This is a genomic window from Mycobacterium sp. 852002-51057_SCH5723018 (genome assembly GCF_001667035.1).
In the GTDB taxonomy this organism is placed as follows: Bacteria; Actinomycetota; Actinomycetes; order Mycobacteriales; family Mycobacteriaceae; genus Mycobacterium.
This window is the reverse complement of sequence record NZ_LZIR01000022.1, coordinates 1-16,582: the sequence shown is the minus strand read 5'-3', so window position 1 is coordinate 16,582 and position 16,582 is coordinate 1. Positions and strand designations below refer to the sequence as shown.

General features: G+C 67.0%; 18 protein-coding genes. 11 read left to right on the top strand and 7 right to left on the bottom strand.

Annotated elements, in window-relative coordinates:
• Complete coding sequence (locus A5764_RS05395; protein WP_067109728.1) at window positions 1-909, bottom strand: crotonase/enoyl-CoA hydratase family protein; 909 nt, start codon at window positions 907-909, stop codon at window positions 1-3.
• 6 nt (window positions 910-915) lie between these two features.
• Window positions 916-1,269 carry a hypothetical protein gene (locus tag A5764_RS05390; RefSeq protein WP_197501211.1) on the bottom strand — a complete coding sequence of 118 codons (354 nt, stop codon included), beginning with the start codon at window positions 1,267-1,269 and terminating at the stop codon, window positions 916-918.
• A 57-nt stretch (window positions 1,270-1,326) separates the two neighbouring features.
• Here A5764_RS05390 and A5764_RS05385 point away from each other — a divergent pair, with 57 nt between their 5' ends.
• Window positions 1,327-2,592 carry a hypothetical protein gene (locus tag A5764_RS05385; protein WP_067109725.1) on the top strand — a complete coding sequence of 422 codons (1,266 nt, stop codon included), beginning with the start codon at window positions 1,327-1,329 and terminating at the stop codon, window positions 2,590-2,592.
• Here the strand turns inward: A5764_RS05385 and A5764_RS05380 are convergent.
• The 3 genes from A5764_RS05380 to A5764_RS05370 form a co-directional block, all read right to left on the bottom strand.
• The gene (locus A5764_RS05380) at window positions 2,589-2,831 is read right to left on the bottom strand and encodes a hypothetical protein (protein WP_067109842.1); all 243 of its coding nucleotides are present in this window, start codon (window positions 2,829-2,831) and stop codon (window positions 2,589-2,591) included. The two genes, A5764_RS05385 and A5764_RS05380, sit on opposite strands and share 4 nt — an antisense overlap.
• Window positions 2,832-2,907: 76 nt before the next feature.
• Window positions 2,908-4,902, bottom strand: coding sequence for a prolyl oligopeptidase family protein (locus A5764_RS05375; protein ID WP_231989614.1), 1,995 nt, complete (start codon window positions 4,900-4,902; stop codon window positions 2,908-2,910).
• A 35-nt stretch (window positions 4,903-4,937) separates the two neighbouring features.
• Complete coding sequence (locus A5764_RS05370; RefSeq protein ID WP_067109719.1) at window positions 4,938-5,780, bottom strand: class I SAM-dependent methyltransferase; 843 nt, start codon at window positions 5,778-5,780, stop codon at window positions 4,938-4,940.
• A gap of 101 nt (window positions 5,781-5,881) precedes the next feature.
• On the opposite strand from A5764_RS05370, the gene adh reads away from it, so the two are divergent.
• From adh to A5764_RS05340, 6 genes are all read left to right on the top strand, one after another.
• Window positions 5,882-7,405: an aldehyde dehydrogenase gene (adh, locus tag A5764_RS05365; protein WP_067109716.1), complete on the top strand. Its 1,524-nt coding sequence runs from the start codon at window positions 5,882-5,884 to the stop codon at window positions 7,403-7,405.
• Complete coding sequence (locus tag A5764_RS05360) at window positions 7,405-7,860, top strand: DUF779 domain-containing protein (RefSeq protein ID WP_067109713.1); 456 nt, start codon at window positions 7,405-7,407, stop codon at window positions 7,858-7,860. The genes adh and A5764_RS05360 overlap by 1 nt, the downstream gene beginning before the upstream one ends.
• 10 nt (window positions 7,861-7,870) lie before the next feature.
• Window positions 7,871-8,149: a putative holin gene (locus A5764_RS05355; RefSeq protein WP_067109710.1), complete on the top strand. Its 279-nt coding sequence runs from the start codon at window positions 7,871-7,873 to the stop codon at window positions 8,147-8,149.
• Complete coding sequence (locus tag A5764_RS05350) at window positions 8,142-8,723, top strand: hypothetical protein (RefSeq protein ID WP_067109708.1); 582 nt, start codon at window positions 8,142-8,144, stop codon at window positions 8,721-8,723. The genes A5764_RS05355 and A5764_RS05350 overlap by 8 nt, the downstream gene beginning before the upstream one ends.
• A 121-nt stretch (window positions 8,724-8,844) precedes the next feature.
• Window positions 8,845-10,251 carry a dihydrolipoyl dehydrogenase gene (lpdA, locus tag A5764_RS05345; protein WP_067109706.1) on the top strand — a complete coding sequence of 469 codons (1,407 nt, stop codon included), beginning with the start codon at window positions 8,845-8,847 and terminating at the stop codon, window positions 10,249-10,251.
• 5 nt (window positions 10,252-10,256) lie between these two features.
• The gene (locus A5764_RS05340; RefSeq protein ID WP_067109703.1) at window positions 10,257-10,529 is read left to right on the top strand and encodes a hypothetical protein; all 273 of its coding nucleotides are present in this window, start codon (window positions 10,257-10,259) and stop codon (window positions 10,527-10,529) included.
• Here A5764_RS05340 and A5764_RS05335 read toward each other — a convergent pair.
• Window positions 10,520-11,095 (bottom strand): carboxymuconolactone decarboxylase family protein, encoded by a 576-nt coding sequence (locus A5764_RS05335; protein WP_067109700.1) that lies wholly within the window; start codon window positions 11,093-11,095, stop codon window positions 10,520-10,522. The two genes, A5764_RS05340 and A5764_RS05335, sit on opposite strands and share 10 nt — an antisense overlap.
• Window positions 11,092-12,516: an acetate metabolism transcriptional regulator RamB gene (ramB, locus tag A5764_RS05330; RefSeq protein ID WP_067109697.1), complete on the bottom strand. Its 1,425-nt coding sequence runs from the start codon at window positions 12,514-12,516 to the stop codon at window positions 11,092-11,094. Before ramB ends, A5764_RS05335 begins: the two co-directional genes overlap by 4 nt.
• A 162-nt stretch (window positions 12,517-12,678) precedes the next feature.
• Between ramB and A5764_RS05325 the strand changes: the two genes are divergently transcribed.
• From A5764_RS05325 to A5764_RS05310, 4 genes are all read left to right on the top strand, one after another.
• Window positions 12,679-13,473 carry an acyl-[acyl-carrier-protein] thioesterase gene (locus A5764_RS05325; protein ID WP_067109694.1) on the top strand — a complete coding sequence of 265 codons (795 nt, stop codon included), beginning with the start codon at window positions 12,679-12,681 and terminating at the stop codon, window positions 13,471-13,473.
• 286 nt (window positions 13,474-13,759) lie between these two features.
• Window positions 13,760-15,046, top strand: a complete 1,287-nt coding sequence (aceA, locus tag A5764_RS05320) for an isocitrate lyase (RefSeq protein ID WP_067109692.1) — start codon at window positions 13,760-13,762, stop codon at window positions 15,044-15,046.
• 153 nt (window positions 15,047-15,199) lie between these two features.
• The gene (locus A5764_RS05315) at window positions 15,200-16,063 is read left to right on the top strand and encodes a 3-hydroxybutyryl-CoA dehydrogenase (protein ID WP_067109689.1); all 864 of its coding nucleotides are present in this window, start codon (window positions 15,200-15,202) and stop codon (window positions 16,061-16,063) included.
• A gap of 84 nt (window positions 16,064-16,147) precedes the next feature.
• On the top strand, window positions 16,148-16,582 hold a 435-nt coding region (locus A5764_RS05310; RefSeq protein ID WP_156664511.1), incomplete at its 3' end, for a class I SAM-dependent methyltransferase.

The window sequence follows — 16,582 nt, the reverse complement described above, 5'->3', positions numbered from 1 at the left end:
CTATCCATTGCCATCAGGCACGATGACGTGGCTGGGATCCGGCCGCAGTTCCGGCGGGGCCTGGCTATAGTCTCCGAACGGACCGTCGCGGCGCTCGACCGCCGCGCGCACGCCCTGGGCCTGGGCGGTGTTGATGAAGTCCAGCGCTTCGGGGGTGTTGCGCATCAGGCCGTCGAGGATGCCGCCGAGCATCTGCGTGGACGCCAGGCCCATGTTCTCGTAGGCCTGATTGACGATCAGCTTCTGCGCCCGCAGCTGCGACAGCGGGATCCGGGCCAGCTCGGCGGCGACTTCGGCGACCCGCGCTTCCAGCCGCTCGAAGGGGACCGCCTCGTTGATCAGCTCGACCTCGGCGGCCTGGGCGCCGCTCAGCGGCCGGCCGGTCAGGGAGTGCCACTTGACCCTGGCCAGGCTCAGGCGATAGAGCCACATGCCGGTCAGGTACGCGCCCCACATCCGGCTGTAGGGGGTGCCGATCACGGCGTCCTCGCTGGCGATGACAAGGTCGGCGCACAGCGCGTAGTCGCTGGCCCCGCCGACGCACCAGCCGTGCACCTGGGCGATGACGGGCTTGGAGGCCCGCCAGATCGCCATGAACTTCTGGGTTGGGCCCGTCTCGCGCGCGCTGACCATCGCAAAATCCTTGCCGGGGTCCCACCGGCCGTCGGTCATCATCGCCTCGCCCCACTGCTGGAAGCCGCCGCCGAAGTCGTAGCCGCCGGAGAAGGCGCGGCCGGCGCCGCGCAGGACGATGACCTTGATGTCGTGGTCTCGCTCGGCCAGCCCGATGGCGGCCTCGATCTCGTCGGGCATGGGCGGAACGATGGTGTTGAGGTGCTCGGGGCGGTTCAGTGTGATCGTGGCGACCGGGCCGGCCGTCGTGTACAGCAGGGTGTCGAAGGCGGGCATGGCTTCCTAGGGGTCGGGGAGACGGTTTTCCGGCGATGACGCATAAATTCGTTCGCCGATTTTGAGATAGGGCGTCGTCAGGTAGGCCGAAAAGACGACGACGGCCGAGAAGATCGCGGCCGCGAGGATCCCGTTGGGCCAGATCCTGCCCGTCCCCAGCGCAAAGCAGACGATGCCGATGATCGAGGTGGCCCAATAGAAACGCCGTCCCGGCCGGCGCTCGCGGATGAAGCGGTAGCGTGCCTGCGCCGCCCCGGCCACGATGAAGATCAATCCGGTCGCCAGCAAGGTGAGTTCGATACGTTCGGTCGCTGACACGTCGACGATCTTATGGCCGGTCAACGTAAGGCTCGCTAGCATTTCTAACCAGATGGGATGTGGGAAGGTCTGCCAGTGGGCGGGGCGGCGTTCGAGCGAATGGGCGCGGTTATTGCGACGGCGGTAGCCGCGATAGCGCTCGCCTCGTTCTCGGTGGTAGCCACCACACCCGGTGTGGCGCAAGCGGCTCCATGTGCCGGCGCTGGGGCAAACCCCGAGTCCTGCCAGAACTGTCTGGTTTACGTGGAGGCGTATCACACTTCGAACGTGTGCTACAGCGCCGCGCCGCCCCGCCCCGCCCCGCCGCCCCCGAGCAGGGTGCCGGTGTGGTCTCCGGAGGCTCCGGAGCCGGCTCCGCTACAGCCCGCGCCGCCGGTGCATCCGCCACAGGTTGTTCCGCCGAATCCCCCTCCCCCGAGCGTGATTCCGGTCCAGACCCCGAAGCTCAATCGGGTGGCCGGGGTGCCAAGAAACGCTTCGATCGTGGCACCGCCGAAGGGTCTGGATGCGCCACCGCAGGCGGTCGCGGAGGCCAGGGCCGCGCCTGCGACGCGGATCAATCCCGCCAGCCCGCTGGAGCCGCCCAGCCGGGTGTACGACTTCAAGCACCAGGTGCAGAATGCCGTCGACACCCATAGCGGCAACGTTGACCTGGTAAAGGCCGACAACCAGCAACTGGTGCGCCCCCGACATTGGGACTACATCGACTACGACGACAACCACCGCCCGACCCTGTACAACCCGCTCAGTGAGGCGATGACCTTCCGCTACTTCTACGGCGGCGCCTATCGGGAGGCGTTCGTGCCGGCCGGTGGCCGGATCGTGCTCGACGTCGCGACCGTTGGGCTGTTCCCGTTCACCGCCGTCGGCTACAGCCATGTGGCGTCGGGCAGCTTCTACGGCGGGGCCTCGATACCGCCGGCGGGTTCGGACGGCCCGCCGCCGCCGAACTACACCCCGCCCGCGCCCCCGGAGGTGTACCCAGACGTCGCCGCCTACGTCGCCGCTGTCAACCAGACCGTCGGAATCGGTCAAGTGCAGGTGCTGGGCCACGACGACAGCCAACCCGCGGGCAGCCAGGACAGCTTCCTGCTCGACGACTCCACCTTGGCCTGGGGTCAGGTGAACGATCCAAGCAGCCCCGCCCAGATCAGGGTCACCAGGACCCAGTCGCTGCCGGGTGCCGGGCCAACCGACAATGGCAGCTACTTGGTGGCCCTCGCCGCTCTCAAGGAGCCCACCGAATCCGCCGAACCCTGGTGGCCCTCGGCGCTGAGCTACGGGGGGCTCGCGTTAGCGGTGAGCCTTGGCGTCTGGATGATCAATCGGCGGAAACGGGGCGCTGATCCGACCGCCGGCCCCTAGGGGTGATTCACGCAGAACGCCACGCACATGTCTGAAACGGGAATGGAGACCCATTGCAGTTGCCCATCCGCCTGGCGCGCGCAGTAGATCGGGCCCGGGTTCCCCCATACTTTGGCGCCTTCCGGCGAACATGTTTTGCCGAGGTCGGTATCGGCATGCGCCGGGCTACTTCCGAGCAGGACCGCGATTGGGGCGACCGCCGTCAATGTCGCCAAGCCGACGAACCTCAGTGCGCGCATGATCCATGCCTTCCTCGACAACATCCGCTACATCACCATCGAGCTTAACGGCTCGACCCGGCACGACGCCCGCTGCTCAACCGCCCAGCGTCCGCCACAGGAACGAGTAGGTGAGCGCCGACTTGAAGGCCACTTGCTCGTTGTCGGCCGCGCCGGCGTGGCCGCCCTCGATGTTTTCGTAATACCAGACCCGGTGCCCCGCGGCCTGCAGGGCCGCCGTCATCTTGCGGGCGTGGCCCGGATGGACGCGGTCGTCGCGGGTGGACGTGGTCATCAGCACCGGCGGGTAGCGGCGTTCGGCCGAAATGTTTTGGTAGGGCGAGTATTCGGAGATGAACGCCCAGTCAGCGGGTTCGTCCGGGTCGCCGTACTCGGCCATCCACGAGGCGCCGGCCAGCAGCAGGTGGTAGCGCTTCATGTCCAGCAGCGGCACGTCGCACACCAGCGCGCCGAACTTCTCGGGGTACTGGGTGAGCATGATGCCCATCAGCAGCCCGCCGTTGCTGCCCCCGCGCGCCGCCAGTTGCGCGACCGTCGTGATTTTCCGGTCCACCAAATCCGTGGCCACCGCGGCGAAGTCCTCGGCCACCTTGTGCCGGCGCTCGCGCATCGCCTGCGTGTGCCAGCCCGGACCGTATTCGCCGCCGCCGCGGATGTTGGCCACCGCGTAGGTGCCCCCGCGGGCCAGCCACAGCCGGCCCAACACGCCGTCGTACCCGGGGGTGCGCGACACCTCGAACCCGCCATAACCACTCAGCAGCGTGGGTCCGGTCGCCCCGCGCGGGCGCACGACGAAGTACGGGATTGCGGTGCCGTCGGCGGATGTCGCGAAATGTTGTGCCACGCTGATGTTTTCGCCGTCGAAGAACGCCGGGGCCGACTTGATCGGGTCCAGTGGGCCGTTGCCGGCGCCGCGCATCAGCCTCGACGGCGTGGCGAATCCGCTGGAATCCAGGAAGAATTCGTCGCCGGTGTCGTCGGCGGCGACGACGACGGTGTTGGTCGCCGGCGGGATGCCCCCGACCGGTTCCAGCTCCCAGACGCCCGGGGTGGCGATCTCGACGCGGCTCTCCACATCGGCCAGCGTGACCATCAGCAGGCGGTCTTTGGTCCACGCGTAGTGATTCAGCGCGGTGTGTTCGTCGGGCTCGAACACCACCCGCAATTGCGCTGTGCCGGCGAGGAATTCGTCGTAGTCGGCCGCCAGCAGCGAGCCCGCGGCGTAGATGGCGTCGCGGAAGTACCAGTCGGAGCGCAGCTCGATCAGGATCCACTCGCGGTGTATCGAGACGCTCGCATCGGTGGGCGCGTCGATGCGAATCAGCTCCGGACCGCGCAGTTCGTAAAGCTCGTCGTTCCAGAAGTCCAGGGCCCGCCCGAGCACGGTGCGCTCGAAGCCGGGCGTGCGATCCACCGAGGCCGACACGCGGACATCCGAACGAGCGCCTTCGAAGACCGTTTCCGCGTCGGTCAGCGGCGTGCCCCGTCGCCAACGTTTGACCACTCTCGGATAGCCGGATTCGGTCAGCGAGTCGGCGCCGAAGTCGGTGCCGACCAGGACGGTGTCAGGGTCGGCCCAGGCGATCTGTGACTTGGCCTCCGGCAGCTCGAACCCGCCGGCGACGAATTCGCGTGTCAGCATGTCGAATTCGCGGACGATCGAGGCGTCCGAGCCGCCACGCGACAGCCCGATCAGCGCCCGGGTGTGGTCGGGCTCGATGACGCCCGCGCCCGCCCATACCCATTTCTGATCGTCGGCTCGCCCTAGTTCATCTATGTCGATCAGCACGTCCCACTCCGGTGCGTCGGTGCGGTAGCTGTCCAGCGTGGTGCGCCGCCACAGCCCGCGCGGGTTGGCGGCGTCGCGCCAGAAGTTGTAGAGGTACTCCCCGCGGCGCACCACGTACGGAATCCGGGCGTCGGTATCGAGCACCTCGAGCGCCTCGGCGCGCATGCGGTCGAACTGCGGGTCGCGGAATTCCGCCAGCGTCGGTTCGTTGCGCGCGCGCACCCAGTCGAGCGCTTCGTCGCCCGCGATGTCCTCGAGCCACAGGTAGGGGTCGTCAGTCACGACCGCCATTGTGTCGTGTACGCCGAAGCGGACCGTCAGGAGAGGCTGGTGACCACGGCCTGCCAGGGAAGTTCGAGCGCGCCGCCGCGCTCGTACGGCGCCACCGACGGGGCAAGCGTCGCGCGGACGGCGTCGATCTGCCCGGCCGGCAGTGACCCGACCAGTTCGGCCACCGGCCCTGCGACCGCAGTGACGTACGTCCAGTAGTCGTCCAGGTCGTCGAAGCGCATGACGCCGGTGAGCTCTTCGACGGTGACTTCTTCGAAGCCGCCGGCGGCGGCGAGGGCGTGGTTGCGTTCGGATGTGGACAGCGAGAACAAGCCTCCCGGAGCGAAGGGGTCCCCGGGTGGCGCGACGCCGTTTTGCAGCAGCGCCGCCACGATGTGAAAGATCCACGGGTTGCGGTCCGGCGGTCCCCATGTCGCGTAGGCGCACCGGGCGCCCGGCCGCAGCACCCGCCGGATCTCCGCCATCGCCCGGTCCTGCTCGGGCACCAGCATCAGCCCGAACCGCGAAAGCACCCCGTCCACGCTGCCGTCGGGCAGGTCGATCTGCCGTGCGTCCAGGACGCGGCACTCGACGTTGGCCAGGCCCCGCTCGGCGGCGCCGCGACTTGCCGCCGCGACCATGGCGGGCGCGAAGTCACTGCAGATGAGGCGGCCGGTCGGGCCGAGGCGGGCGGCGGCGAGGAAGCCGGTTTCGCCGGGGCCGGCCGTCAGCTCCAAAACGGTGTGGCCGGGCTGCGGATCGACGTGCTCGACCAGCCGGTCCGACACCGATCGCACGTCGGAGAAGAGGCGGTCCCGATAGCTTTCCCAGGCCGGAGCGACCGACGTCCAATGACGCAGGGCGTCTGCGGCCGAATGGCTTTCGGGCATTCGTCACCATCCCAGTGCTGTGAGCTCCGGCGCCCACTGTACGGCTGGGCGCGGCGGTAGTGTGAGGTGTGTTACACGAGGAGAGAAGGAGGAGACGGGCAATGACTGTTTTCGCACGTCCGGGGTCTGCCGGGGCGTTGATGTCGTACGAATCCCGGTACGAGAACTTCATTGGGGGCGGGTGGGTGGCGCCGGTCGGCGGCCGGTATTTCGAAAATCCGACACCCGTGACCGGCCAGACGTTCTGCGAGGTCGCCCGCTCCGACGAAGCCGACATCGACAAGGCGCTCGATGCGGCCCACGCGGCGGCCCCGGCGTGGGGCAAGACCGCGCCCGCCGAGCGGGCGGCGATCCTGAACAAGATCGCCGACCGGATCGAGGAGCACAAGGCCGCGCTGGCGGTGGCCGAGGTGTGGGACAACGGCAAGCCGGTCCGCGAGGCGCTGGCCGCCGACATCCCGCTGGCCGCCGATCATTTCCGGTACTTCGCCGGGGCGATCCGCGCGCAGGAGGGAACGCTCTCGCAGATCGACTCCGACACCGTCGCCTACCACTTCCACGAGCCGCTCGGCGTGGTGGGGCAGATCATCCCGTGGAACTTCCCCATCCTGATGGCCGCCTGGAAGATGGCGCCGGCGCTGGCGGCCGGCAATGCAGTGGTGCTCAAGCCGGCCGAGCAGACGCCGGCCTCGGTGCTCTACCTGATGTCGCTGATCGGGGATCTGCTGCCGCCCGGAGTGCTCAACGTCGTCAACGGGTTCGGCGCGGAGGCCGGCAAGCCGCTGGCGTCGAGCAACCGGATCGCCAAGATCGCGTTCACCGGGGAAACCACCACGGGGCGGCTGATCATGCAGTATGCCTCGCAGAACCTGATCCCGGTGACTTTGGAACTCGGCGGCAAGAGCCCCAACATCTTCTTCTCCGACGTGATGGCCAAGGGTGACGATTTTCAGGACAAGGCCCTGGAGGGCTTCACCATGTTCGCCCTCAACCAGGGCGAGGTGTGCACGTGCCCGTCGCGCAGCCTGATCCAGGCCGACATCTATGACGAATTCCTCGAGCTCGCCGCGATCCGCACCAAGGCGGTCCGGCAGGGCGACCCGCTGGACAGCGAGACGATGCTGGGCTCGCAGGCGTCCAACGATCAGCTGGAAAAGATCTTGTCCTACATAGAAATCGGCAAGGACGAGGGCGCCAAGATCATCACCGGCGGCGAGCGCGCCGAGCTGGGCGGTGACCTCGCCGGTGGCTACTACATGCAGCCGACCATCTTCGGCGGCAACAACAGGATGCGGGTCTTCCAGGAGGAGATCTTCGGGCCGGTGGTGGCGGTGACGTCCTTCACCGATTACGACGACGCCATCTCGATCGCCAACGACACCCTCTACGGCCTGGGCGCCGGCGTGTGGAGCCGCGACGGCAACACCGCGTATCGGGCCGGGCGCGACATCCAGGCCGGCCGGGTGTGGGTCAACTGCTACCACGTCTATCCCGCGCACGCGGCGTTCGGCGGCTATAAGCAGTCCGGCATCGGGAGGGAGAACCACAAGATGATGCTCGACCACTACCAGCAGACCAAGAACATGCTGGTGTCCTACTCCGACAAGGCGCTCGGTTTCTTCTGATGAGCGCGGGGGCTCCGTCGGGTGCGGTCATGACGGCCGCGGCCGCCGACCTGCTGGCGCGCCTGCACGAGCGTCACGGCCCGGTGATGTTCCATCAGTCCGGCGGCTGCTGCGACGGGTCGTCGCCGATGTGCTACCCGCGCGGGGACTTCATCGTCGGCGACCGCGACGTGCTGCTCGGGGTGCTCGACGTTGCGGACGGGGTGCCGGTGTGGATTTCGGGTCCGCAGTTCGCCGCCTGGAAGCACACCCAGCTGATCATCGACGTGGTGCCGGGCCGCGGCGGCGGGTTCAGCCTGGAGGCCCCGGAAGGCGTGCGGTTCCTGTCCCGCGGGCGCGTCTTCACCGACGAAGAGATGGCCCAGCTGGGGGCCGCGCCGGTGATCACCGGCGCTGCCTACGAGCGGGGCGAACGCCCGTCGGTGCGCGGCCAGGTGATGGCCCTGGACAAGTAAGGTCGTCGGCGTGATCCCGCTGCCCCGCCCCTGGCTGCTGGCCGGCGCCATGCTGATCGGTTGTGCCGCCGGGTTTTTGGCCGGCGTCGCGTTCACCGTGCTGGTCCACGCGCGGATGCATCCCGATGTCGTCATCGCGCTGGTGGTCGGGGTGCCCACCGTGACCGGGCTGCTGACCACTCTGTTTTCCGGACGGCGCTGGATCACCGCGCTGGGCGCGTTCGTCCTGTCGCTCGGGCCCGGCTGGTTCGGCGTGCTCGTCGCCCTGCAGGTGGCCTCCGGTGGCTGACGACGACCACCCGTCGAACCCGGGCACTCAGGCGTTCGTGCCGGACTTCTCGGATGACGAGGACGCCGAGGACACCGGGACGCAATCGTGGGTGCCGGACTTCTCGGATGACGAGGACTCCAAGGACTCCGGGGCCCCGAAGTCCGCGCAGCCCGCGGCCGAGACGCCCGAGCCCACCCCGCCGGGCACGCCGGAGCGGGATGCCGGCCCCGGCGCGGCGCCCGTGCACCCGGTCACCGTTCCCGGTCGCTACGTCTTTCTGAGGTGGTGGAAGCTGGTCCTGGTGCTGCTGGGCGTGTGGATCGTCGCGGCCCCCGTCGGGCTCGCGCTGTTCTATTGGTGGTACCACAGCACCGACAAGACCCTGGCGGTGTTCGCGGTCCTGGTCTACGTCGTGGCGTGCGCGGTGGGTGGCGTGATGCTGGCGATGGCCGAGGGCCGGCCGCTGATCTCGGCGCTGTCGCTGGCGGTGATGTCGGCGCCGTTTGCCGCCCTGGCCGCCGCGGCGCCGCTGTACGGCTATTACTACTGCGCGCGCACGGGCCACTGCGTGATCGGCGTCATCCCGTACTAGGCCGCTGGCGCGGAGTAAGGGCCCGCGAGCGTGGGGCTTACGGCCGAATTCAAGGCCGTCCGGATACCTAGGGCCCACACTCGGGGCCCTGGGGGCGGTGGGCGCGCACTAGGGTGGGCTCGTGACTTCTCACTATGACGTCGTCGTCCTCGGGGCCGGTCCCGGCGGATATGTGGCAGCGATCCGTGCCGCGCAGCTGGGCCTGAACACCGCGGTCATCGAGCCCAAGTACTGGGGCGGAGTGTGCCTCAACGTCGGCTGCATCCCGTCCAAGGCGTTGCTGCGCAACGCCGAGCTCGCCCACATCTTCACCAAGGAAGCCAAGACTTTCGGCATCAACGGCGAGGCGACCTTCGATTACGGGGTCGCCTTCGACCGCAGCCGCAAGGTGGCCGAGGGCCGCGTCGCCGGGGTGCACTTCCTGATGAAGAAGAACAAGATCACCGAGATCCACGGGTATGGCCGGTTCACAGATCCGCGCACTTTGTCCGTCGAATTGAATGAAGGCGGCGCTGAAAATCCGGTGACGGTCACGTTCGACAACGTCATCATCGCCACCGGCAGCAGCACGCGGCTGGTTCCCGGGACGTCGCTGTCGGCCAACGTCGTGACCTATGAAGAACTGATCATGTCCCGCGAGCTGCCGGAGTCGATCGTCATCGCCGGGGCGGGGGCCATCGGCATGGAGTTCGGCTACATACTGAAGAACTACGGCGTCGACGTCACCATCGTTGAATTCCTGCCGCGCGCGCTGCCCAACGAGGACGCCGAGGTGTCCAAGGAGATCGAGAAGCAGTTCAAGAAGCTGGGCGTCAAGATCTTGACCGGGACCAAGGTCGAGGGCATCAAGGACGAGGGTTCCGTGGTGACGGTGACCGTCAGCAAGGACGGCAAGTCCGAGGACCTCAAGGCCGAAAAGGTGTTGCAGGCCATCGGGTTTGCTCCCAACGTCGAGGGCTACGGGCTGGAGGCGGCCGGCGTCGCGCTGACCGACCGCAAAGCGATCGGCATCACCGATTACATGCGCACCAACGTCGAGCACATCTACGCCATCGGCGACGTCACGGGGCTGCTGCAGCTGGCCCACGTCGCCGAGGCGCAAGGGGTGGTCGCGGCCGAAACCATCGCCGGCGCAGAGACTTTGGCCCTTGGCGATTACCGCATGCTGCCGCGCGCGACGTTCTGCCAGCCGAACGTGGCCAGCTTCGGGCTCACCGAGCAGCAGGCCCGCGACGAGGGCTACGACGTGGTGGTGGCCAAGTTCCCGTTCACCGCCAATGCCAAGGCGCATGGCGTGGGCGACCCCAGCGGTTTCGTCAAGCTCGTCGCCGACGCCCGCTACGGCGAGCTGCTGGGCGGGCACCTGATCGGCCACGACGTGTCCGAGCTGCTGCCGGAGCTCACGCTGGCCCAAAAATGGGACCTGACCGCCACCGAATTGGCCCGCAACGTGCACACCCACCCGACCATGTCGGAGGCGCTGCAGGAGTGCTTCCACGGCTTGACCGGCCACATGATCAACTTCTGAGACTGATGCGCAGCGACATTGTTGTGGGCGCCATCGGCGGGGTCGCCGCGGGCTACGTGCTGTGGCTGGTGGCCTTTTCGCTCGCCGACGACAACGCGGCAGTGGGCCGATGGGCGCCGACGGTGTTGCTGCTGTCGGTGGCGCTGGGGATCGGCGCCGTGCTGTGGGGCCTGGTGCAGCGGCGGCGCCGCAAGTACGCGTGGTCGGCGTTCGGGTTCGGCCTGCCCGTGCTTCCGGTGGTGCTGACCCTGGCCGTCTTAGCCGACGTCTACGCCTGACGCGGATTGTCCAGCGGGATGTCGAGCGCGGACATGGTCGCCGCCAGCCCGTCGTATTGGCTTGTGAGCAAGCAGAATTCGATCAGCTCACGCCGATTCAGGTGAGTCGCGAGCCGCTGCCAGGTAGCGGCGGTGATCGTGCGCTCCTCGACCAGTTCGTCCGTCGCCGCCAGCAACGTCCGTTGCCGGGAGCTCAGTTGGTTCGCCGCGTCCGCTGCGGCGTCGGGCCACGCGAAAATCGTAGACTGAATTTGCGCGTCCAACCCCTGCTTGGCGGCCATCCGCCGATGGTGCTGCAGCTCGTATTCGCAGGCGCGCAGGTGCGCGACCCGCAGGATCACCAGCTCGGTATCGATGGCGGGCAGCCGGCCCCGCAGCAGCCGTCCGCTGTAGAGCAGCCACACCAAAAACAGCAGCCGGTGCTGACCCAACGTCGTCATCAGATGCATCTCCGGCGCGCGGACCGTGCGCGCGCCGAACTTGGCGATCACCCAGTTGATCGGGCCCAGCTCGCGAAACCGCCCCGACGGGATGCGACCGACGGGGCCGTCTGGGGCGCTGGTCACGCTTGCTTCACCAGGTAGGGGGAGACGGTGCTGCGGTGCTCGTCGAGATCGAGGGCGCGACCCAACGCCGGGAACGCCCGCTGCGGGCAGTTGTCGCGTTCGCAGACCCGGCAGCCCGCGCCGATCGGTGTGGCTGCAACATTCGGGTCGCCCGACAAGTCCAATCCTTCCGAGTAGACGAGCCGGTGCGCGTGGCGAAGCTCGCAGCCCAGGCCGATCGCGAAGGTTTTACCGGGCTGACCATACCGCGCGGCGCGGCGCTCCACGGTGCGGGCCACCCACATGTAGTTGCGGCCGTCGGGCATCTGGGCGATCTGCACCAGGATCTTGCCCGGGTTGGCGAACGTCTCGTAGACGTTCCACAGCGGGCACGTGCCGCCGCTGGAGGAGAAGTGAAAACCGGTGGCGGACTGGCGTTTCGACATGTTGCCGGCCCGGTCCACCCGGACGAAGGAGAACGGCACCCCCCGCATCGTCGGCCGCTGCAGCGTGGAGAGCCGGTGCGCGATGGTCTCGTAGCTGACCGAGTAGAACGACGACAGCCGCTCGACGTCGTAACGGAAATTCTCTGCGACGTCGTGGAATTGGCGGTAGGGGAGCACCGCGGCCGCGGCGAAGTAATTGGCCAGCCCCAGCCGCGCCAGTGTGTGCGACTCGTCGCTGGTGAACTTGCCTTCGGCGACCAGGCTGTCGATCAGGTCTCCGAACTCCAGGTACGCCAGTTCGGCGGCCAGCTTGAATACCTGCTGACCCAAGGACAGGTGATTGCTGATTTCCAGCGTCTTGGTCTTGGGATCGAAGCGGTGCAGGACGGTGTCGCCGAGGTCGATGCGCCGGGTGATGTGCACCCCGTGCACCTCGGTGAGCCGGCGGGTCAGCTCGCGGGCCAGGTCGCCGTGGTGCAACCGCATCTTGACGGTGAGGTCTTCGGCGGCGGTGTCGAGCTCGTGCAGGTAGTTCTGGCGCTGGTAGAAGTAGTCGCGCACCTCTTCGTGGGGCATGGTGATCGACCCGCTGCCGCTGCCGTCGGAGAACCGCTCCTCGGTGGCCGCGGCCAATTGGGCGGTGGTGATGCGGTACCGCCGGTGCAGGTTGACCACGGCGCGGGCCAGCGTGGGATGGGCGCCGACCATCTCGGCCACTTCGGTCGGGTCGACGTCGATGTCCAGATCGCGGTCCATCGTCACCTCGCGCAGCTCGGCGACCAGCCGAGTGTCGTCGTGCGAGGCGAAGAACGTCGCGTCCACCCCGAACACCTCGGTGATGCGCAGCAGCACGGCCACCGTCAGGGGGCGGACGTCGTGCTCGATCTGGTTGAGGTAACTCGGCGAGATCTCGAGCATCTGGGCCAGCCCGGCCTGGCTGAATCCGCGCTCGTTGCGCAGCTGGCGAACGCGGGAGCCGACGAAGGTTTTGGCCACTTAACGAAGCGTACCCGCCGCTGCGAAGACGCGGTTCGCAGAGTTGGCATGGCCGCCGAATCCCTCACGATTGGTGTTCGTCAGATGCGATTTGGCATCATTCGCAGCGGGCCCCAGGGTTAACCTGAGGTACCGACGAGGAGGAAAACGGGGAGCGTAGCCGTGAGCCTGGACAAAACACTGATGCCCGTGCCCGACGGTCACCCCGATGTATTCGATCGCGAATGGCCGCTGCGGGTCGGCGATATCGACCGCACGGGGCGGCTGCGGCTGGACGCGGCCTGCCGCCATATCCAGGACATCGGCCAAGACCAGCTGCGCGAGATGGGCTTCGAGGAGACCCATCCGCTGTGGATAGTCCGTCGCACCATGGCTGATCTCATCCGGCCCATCGAGTTTCAGGACATGCTGCGCCTGCGCAGATGGTGTTCGGGGACGTCGAACCGGTGGTGTGAGATGCGGGTTCGCATCGACGGCCGCAAGGGCGGGCTGATCGAGTCCGAGGCGTTCTGGATCAATATCAACCGGGAAACCCAGATGCCGGCCCGCATCGCCGACGACTTCCTGGCGGGTCTGCACAAGACCACCAGCATCGACCGGCTGCGCTGGAAGGGCTACCTGAAGCCGGGCAGCCGCGACGACGCCGCCGAGATCCACGAGTTTCCGGTCCGGGTCACCGACATCGACCTGTTCGACCACATGAACAACTCGGTGTACTGGAGCGTGATCGAGGACTACCTGGCCTCGCATCAGGAGCTGTTGCAAAGGCCGCTGCGGGTCACGATCGAACATGAGGCACCGGTCGCGCTGGGCGACAAACTGGAGATCATCTCGCACGTCCACCCCGCCGGCTCGACCGAGCAATTCGGTCCCGAGCTGGCCGATCGCCCTGTTACAACGCTCACATACGCGGTCGGTGACGAGACAAAAGCCGTCGCCGCAATCTTCGCTCTGTAGCCGGACCGCCGTTACCGAGAATTGCCGCGCTGACGTGCGGATATGCGGTTACTGACCGGTAGTTTCTGAAACGGTTAAGTTGTTGGTAACCTTTGCAAGATTCGCAAAATCGCGCGAAGTTGTTGCCGAAATTGGCAAATGAAACGGGTGGACCTGCATCAACAAGCTGTGCCATGGTCGAGTTAGCACGCCAGTGAAGTTGAGCCCCTAGCTACCGCCGCAAGGCGGGTGGCGGCGCAGTTCAGCAACAGTTCAGCAACTGAAAACCGTATAAGGAGTAAGCCCAATGTCTGTCGTTGGCACCCCCAAGAGCGCCGAGCAGATCCAGCACGACTGGGACACGAACCCGCGCTGGAAGGACATCACCCGCACCTACACCGCCGAGGACGTCGTCGCGCTGCAAGGCACCGTGGTCGAGGAGCACACCCTGGCCCGCCGCGGCGCGGAGGTGTTGTGGGAGCAGCTGCACGACCTGGAGTGGGTCAACGCGCTCGGCGCGCTGACCGGCAACCAGGCCGTCCAGCAGGTCCGCGCCGGGCTGAAGGCCATTTACCTGTCGGGTTGGCAGGTCGCCGGTGACGCCAACCTGTCCGGCCACACCTACCCCGACCAGAGCCTGTACCCGGCCAACTCGGTGCCGCAGGTGGTGCGGCGGATCAACAACGCGCTGCAGCGCGCCGACCAGATCGCCAAAGTCGAGGGCGACAAGTCGGTGGAGAACTGGCTGGCGCCGATCGTCGCCGACGGCGAGGCCGGCTTCGGTGGCGCGCTCAACGTCTACGAGCTGCAGAAGGCCCTGATCGCGGCCGGCGTCGCCGGGTCGCACTGGGAGGACCAGCTGGCGTCGGAGAAGAAGTGCGGCCACCTGGGCGGCAAGGTCTTGATTCCGACCCAGCAGCACATCCGCACGCTGACCTCGGCCCGGCTGGCCGCCGACGTCTGCGGCGTGCCGACCGTCGTGATCGCTCGCACCGACGCCGAAGCGGCCACGCTGATCACCTCTGACGTCGACGAGCGCGACCAGCCGTTCATCACCGGTGAGCGCACCAAGGAGGGCTTCTACCGGACCAAGAACGGCATCGAGCCCTGCATCGCGCGGGCCAAGGCCTACGCGCCGTTCTCCGACCTGATCTGGATGGAGACCGGTACCCCGGACCTCGAGGTCGCGCGGAAGTTCTCCGAGTCGGTCAAGGACGCGTACCCGGACCAGATGCTGGCGTACAACTGCTCGCCGTCGTTCAACTGGCGTAAGCACCTCGACGACGGCACCATCGCGAAGTTCCAAAAAGAGCTTGCCGCAATGGGATTCAAGTTCCAGTTCATCACACTGGCCGGCTTCCACGCGCTGAACTACTCGATGTTCGATCTGGCCTACGGCTATGCCCGCAACCAGATGAGCGCCTACGTCGAGCTGCAGGAGCGCGAGTTCGCCGCCGAGGAGCGGGGTTACACCGCGACCAAGCACCAGCGCGAGGTCGGTGCCGGTTACTTCGACCGCATCGCCACCACGGTGGACCCCAACTCGTCGACGACGGCGCTGACCGGTTCCACCGAAGAGGGCCAGTTCCACTGATTCTCCGCCGAGCAGACGCAAAGGTACCCCCGTTGCTCCATGAATAGGGGCTTTTGCGTCTGCTCGCGGACCAGGCAATAGAGTAGGCCCCGCCCAGCCAACCTGGGCGGGGCCTATTGCGGTGCACGACAATACGACTGGAGAGAACGACAAGTGAGCGACGCAGCGATCCAGCGGGTAGGCGTTGTCGGGGCCGGGCAGATGGGCTCCGGCATCGCCGAGGTCTCCCTCCGCGCCGGTGTGGACGTGACGGTGTACGAGCCCACCGAGGCGCTGATCACGGCGGGACGCAACCGCATCGTGAAGTCGCTGGAGCGCGGGGTCAGCGCGGGCAAGGTCACCGAGCGGGAGCGGGACCGCGCGCTCAGCAAGCTGGCCTTCACCACGGACCTGAAAGACCTGGCCGACCGGCAGCTGGTGATCGAGGCCATCGTCGAGGACGAGGCCGTCAAGGCCGAGATCTTCGCCGAGCTCGACCGGGTCATCACCGATCCCGACGCGGTGCTGGCGTCGAACACGTCGAGCATCCCGATCATGAAGATCGCCGCGGCCACCAAGAACCCACAGCGCGTGCTGGGGCTGCACTTCTTCAACCCGGTCCCGGTGCTGCCGCTGGTGGAGCTGGTCTGCACGCTGGTCACCGACGACGGCGCCGCCGCCCGCACCGAGGAGTTCGCCGGCGCCGTCCTGGGCAAGCAGGTGGTGCGCTGCTCCGACCGGTCCGGCTTCGTGGTGAACGCGCTGCTGGTGCCCTACCTGCTGTCGGCGATCCGGATGGTTGAGGCCGGCTTTGCCAGCGTCGAGGACGTCGACAAGGCCGTCGTCGCCGGGCTGTCGCACCCCATGGGGCCGCTGCGGCTCTCCGACCTGGTTGGCCTGGACACCCTCAAACTCATCGCGGACAAAATGTTCGAGGAATTCAAAGAACCGCAATACGCCCCGCCGCCGTTGCTGCTGCGCATGGTCGAGGCCGGTCGGCTGGGCAAAAAATCACGTCAGGGCTTCTACACCTACTGAAGCGGACGGCTTGTCGTGTAGCAGTCGGCGTGCGCATCCGATATTATGCCCCCTGTCAACAAAATGAGAGGTATATCGGGCCCCATGACTGCGCTGAAGCCGTACTACGAAGAATCGCAATCTATCTACGACATCTCGGACGAGTTTTTCGCGCTATTCCTAGACCCCACGATGGGCTACACCTGCGCTTACTTCGAGCGTGACGATATGACACTCGAGGAGGCGCAGAATGCAAAGTTCGACCTGGCGCTGGGAAAGCTGAACCTCGAGCCGGGGATGACGTTGCTCGACATCGGTTGCGGTTGGGGCGGAGCGCTGCAGCGGGCGATCGAGAAATTCGACGTCAACGTCATCGGAATTACGCTCAGCCGCAACCAATTTGAGTACAGCAAGACCAGGCTGGCGGCGATCCCGACCGGGCGCAACGTCGACGTGCGGTTGCAGGGCTGGGAAGAGTTCGACGACAAGGTCGACCGGATCGTCTCGATCGGCGCGTTCGAGCACTTCGGCCGCCAACGG

Excerpts from the sequence above, each read along its gene's own strand:
- A5764_RS05370 (WP_067109719.1), bottom strand. The coding sequence starts at position 5,780 with ATGCCCGAAAGCCATTCGGCCGCAGACGCCCTGCGTCATTGGACGTCG.
- A5764_RS05385 (WP_067109725.1), top strand. The coding sequence starts at position 1,327 with ATGGGCGCGGTTATTGCGACGGCGGTAGCCGCGATAGCGCTCGCCTCG.
- A5764_RS05360 (WP_067109713.1), top strand. The coding sequence starts at position 7,405 with ATGAGCGCGGGGGCTCCGTCGGGTGCGGTCATGACGGCCGCGGCCGCC.
- adh (WP_067109716.1), top strand. The coding sequence starts at position 5,882 with ATGACTGTTTTCGCACGTCCGGGGTCTGCCGGGGCGTTGATGTCGTAC.
- aceA (WP_067109692.1), top strand. The coding sequence starts at position 13,760 with ATGTCTGTCGTTGGCACCCCCAAGAGCGCCGAGCAGATCCAGCACGAC.
- A5764_RS05395 (WP_067109728.1), bottom strand. The coding sequence starts at position 909 with ATGCCCGCCTTCGACACCCTGCTGTACACGACGGCCGGCCCGGTCGCC.
- A5764_RS05340 (WP_067109703.1), top strand. The coding sequence starts at position 10,257 with ATGCGCAGCGACATTGTTGTGGGCGCCATCGGCGGGGTCGCCGCGGGC.
- A5764_RS05390 (WP_197501211.1), bottom strand. The coding sequence starts at position 1,269 with ATGCTAGCGAGCCTTACGTTGACCGGCCATAAGATCGTCGACGTGTCA.
- A5764_RS05380 (WP_067109842.1), bottom strand. The coding sequence starts at position 2,831 with ATGCGCGCACTGAGGTTCGTCGGCTTGGCGACATTGACGGCGGTCGCC.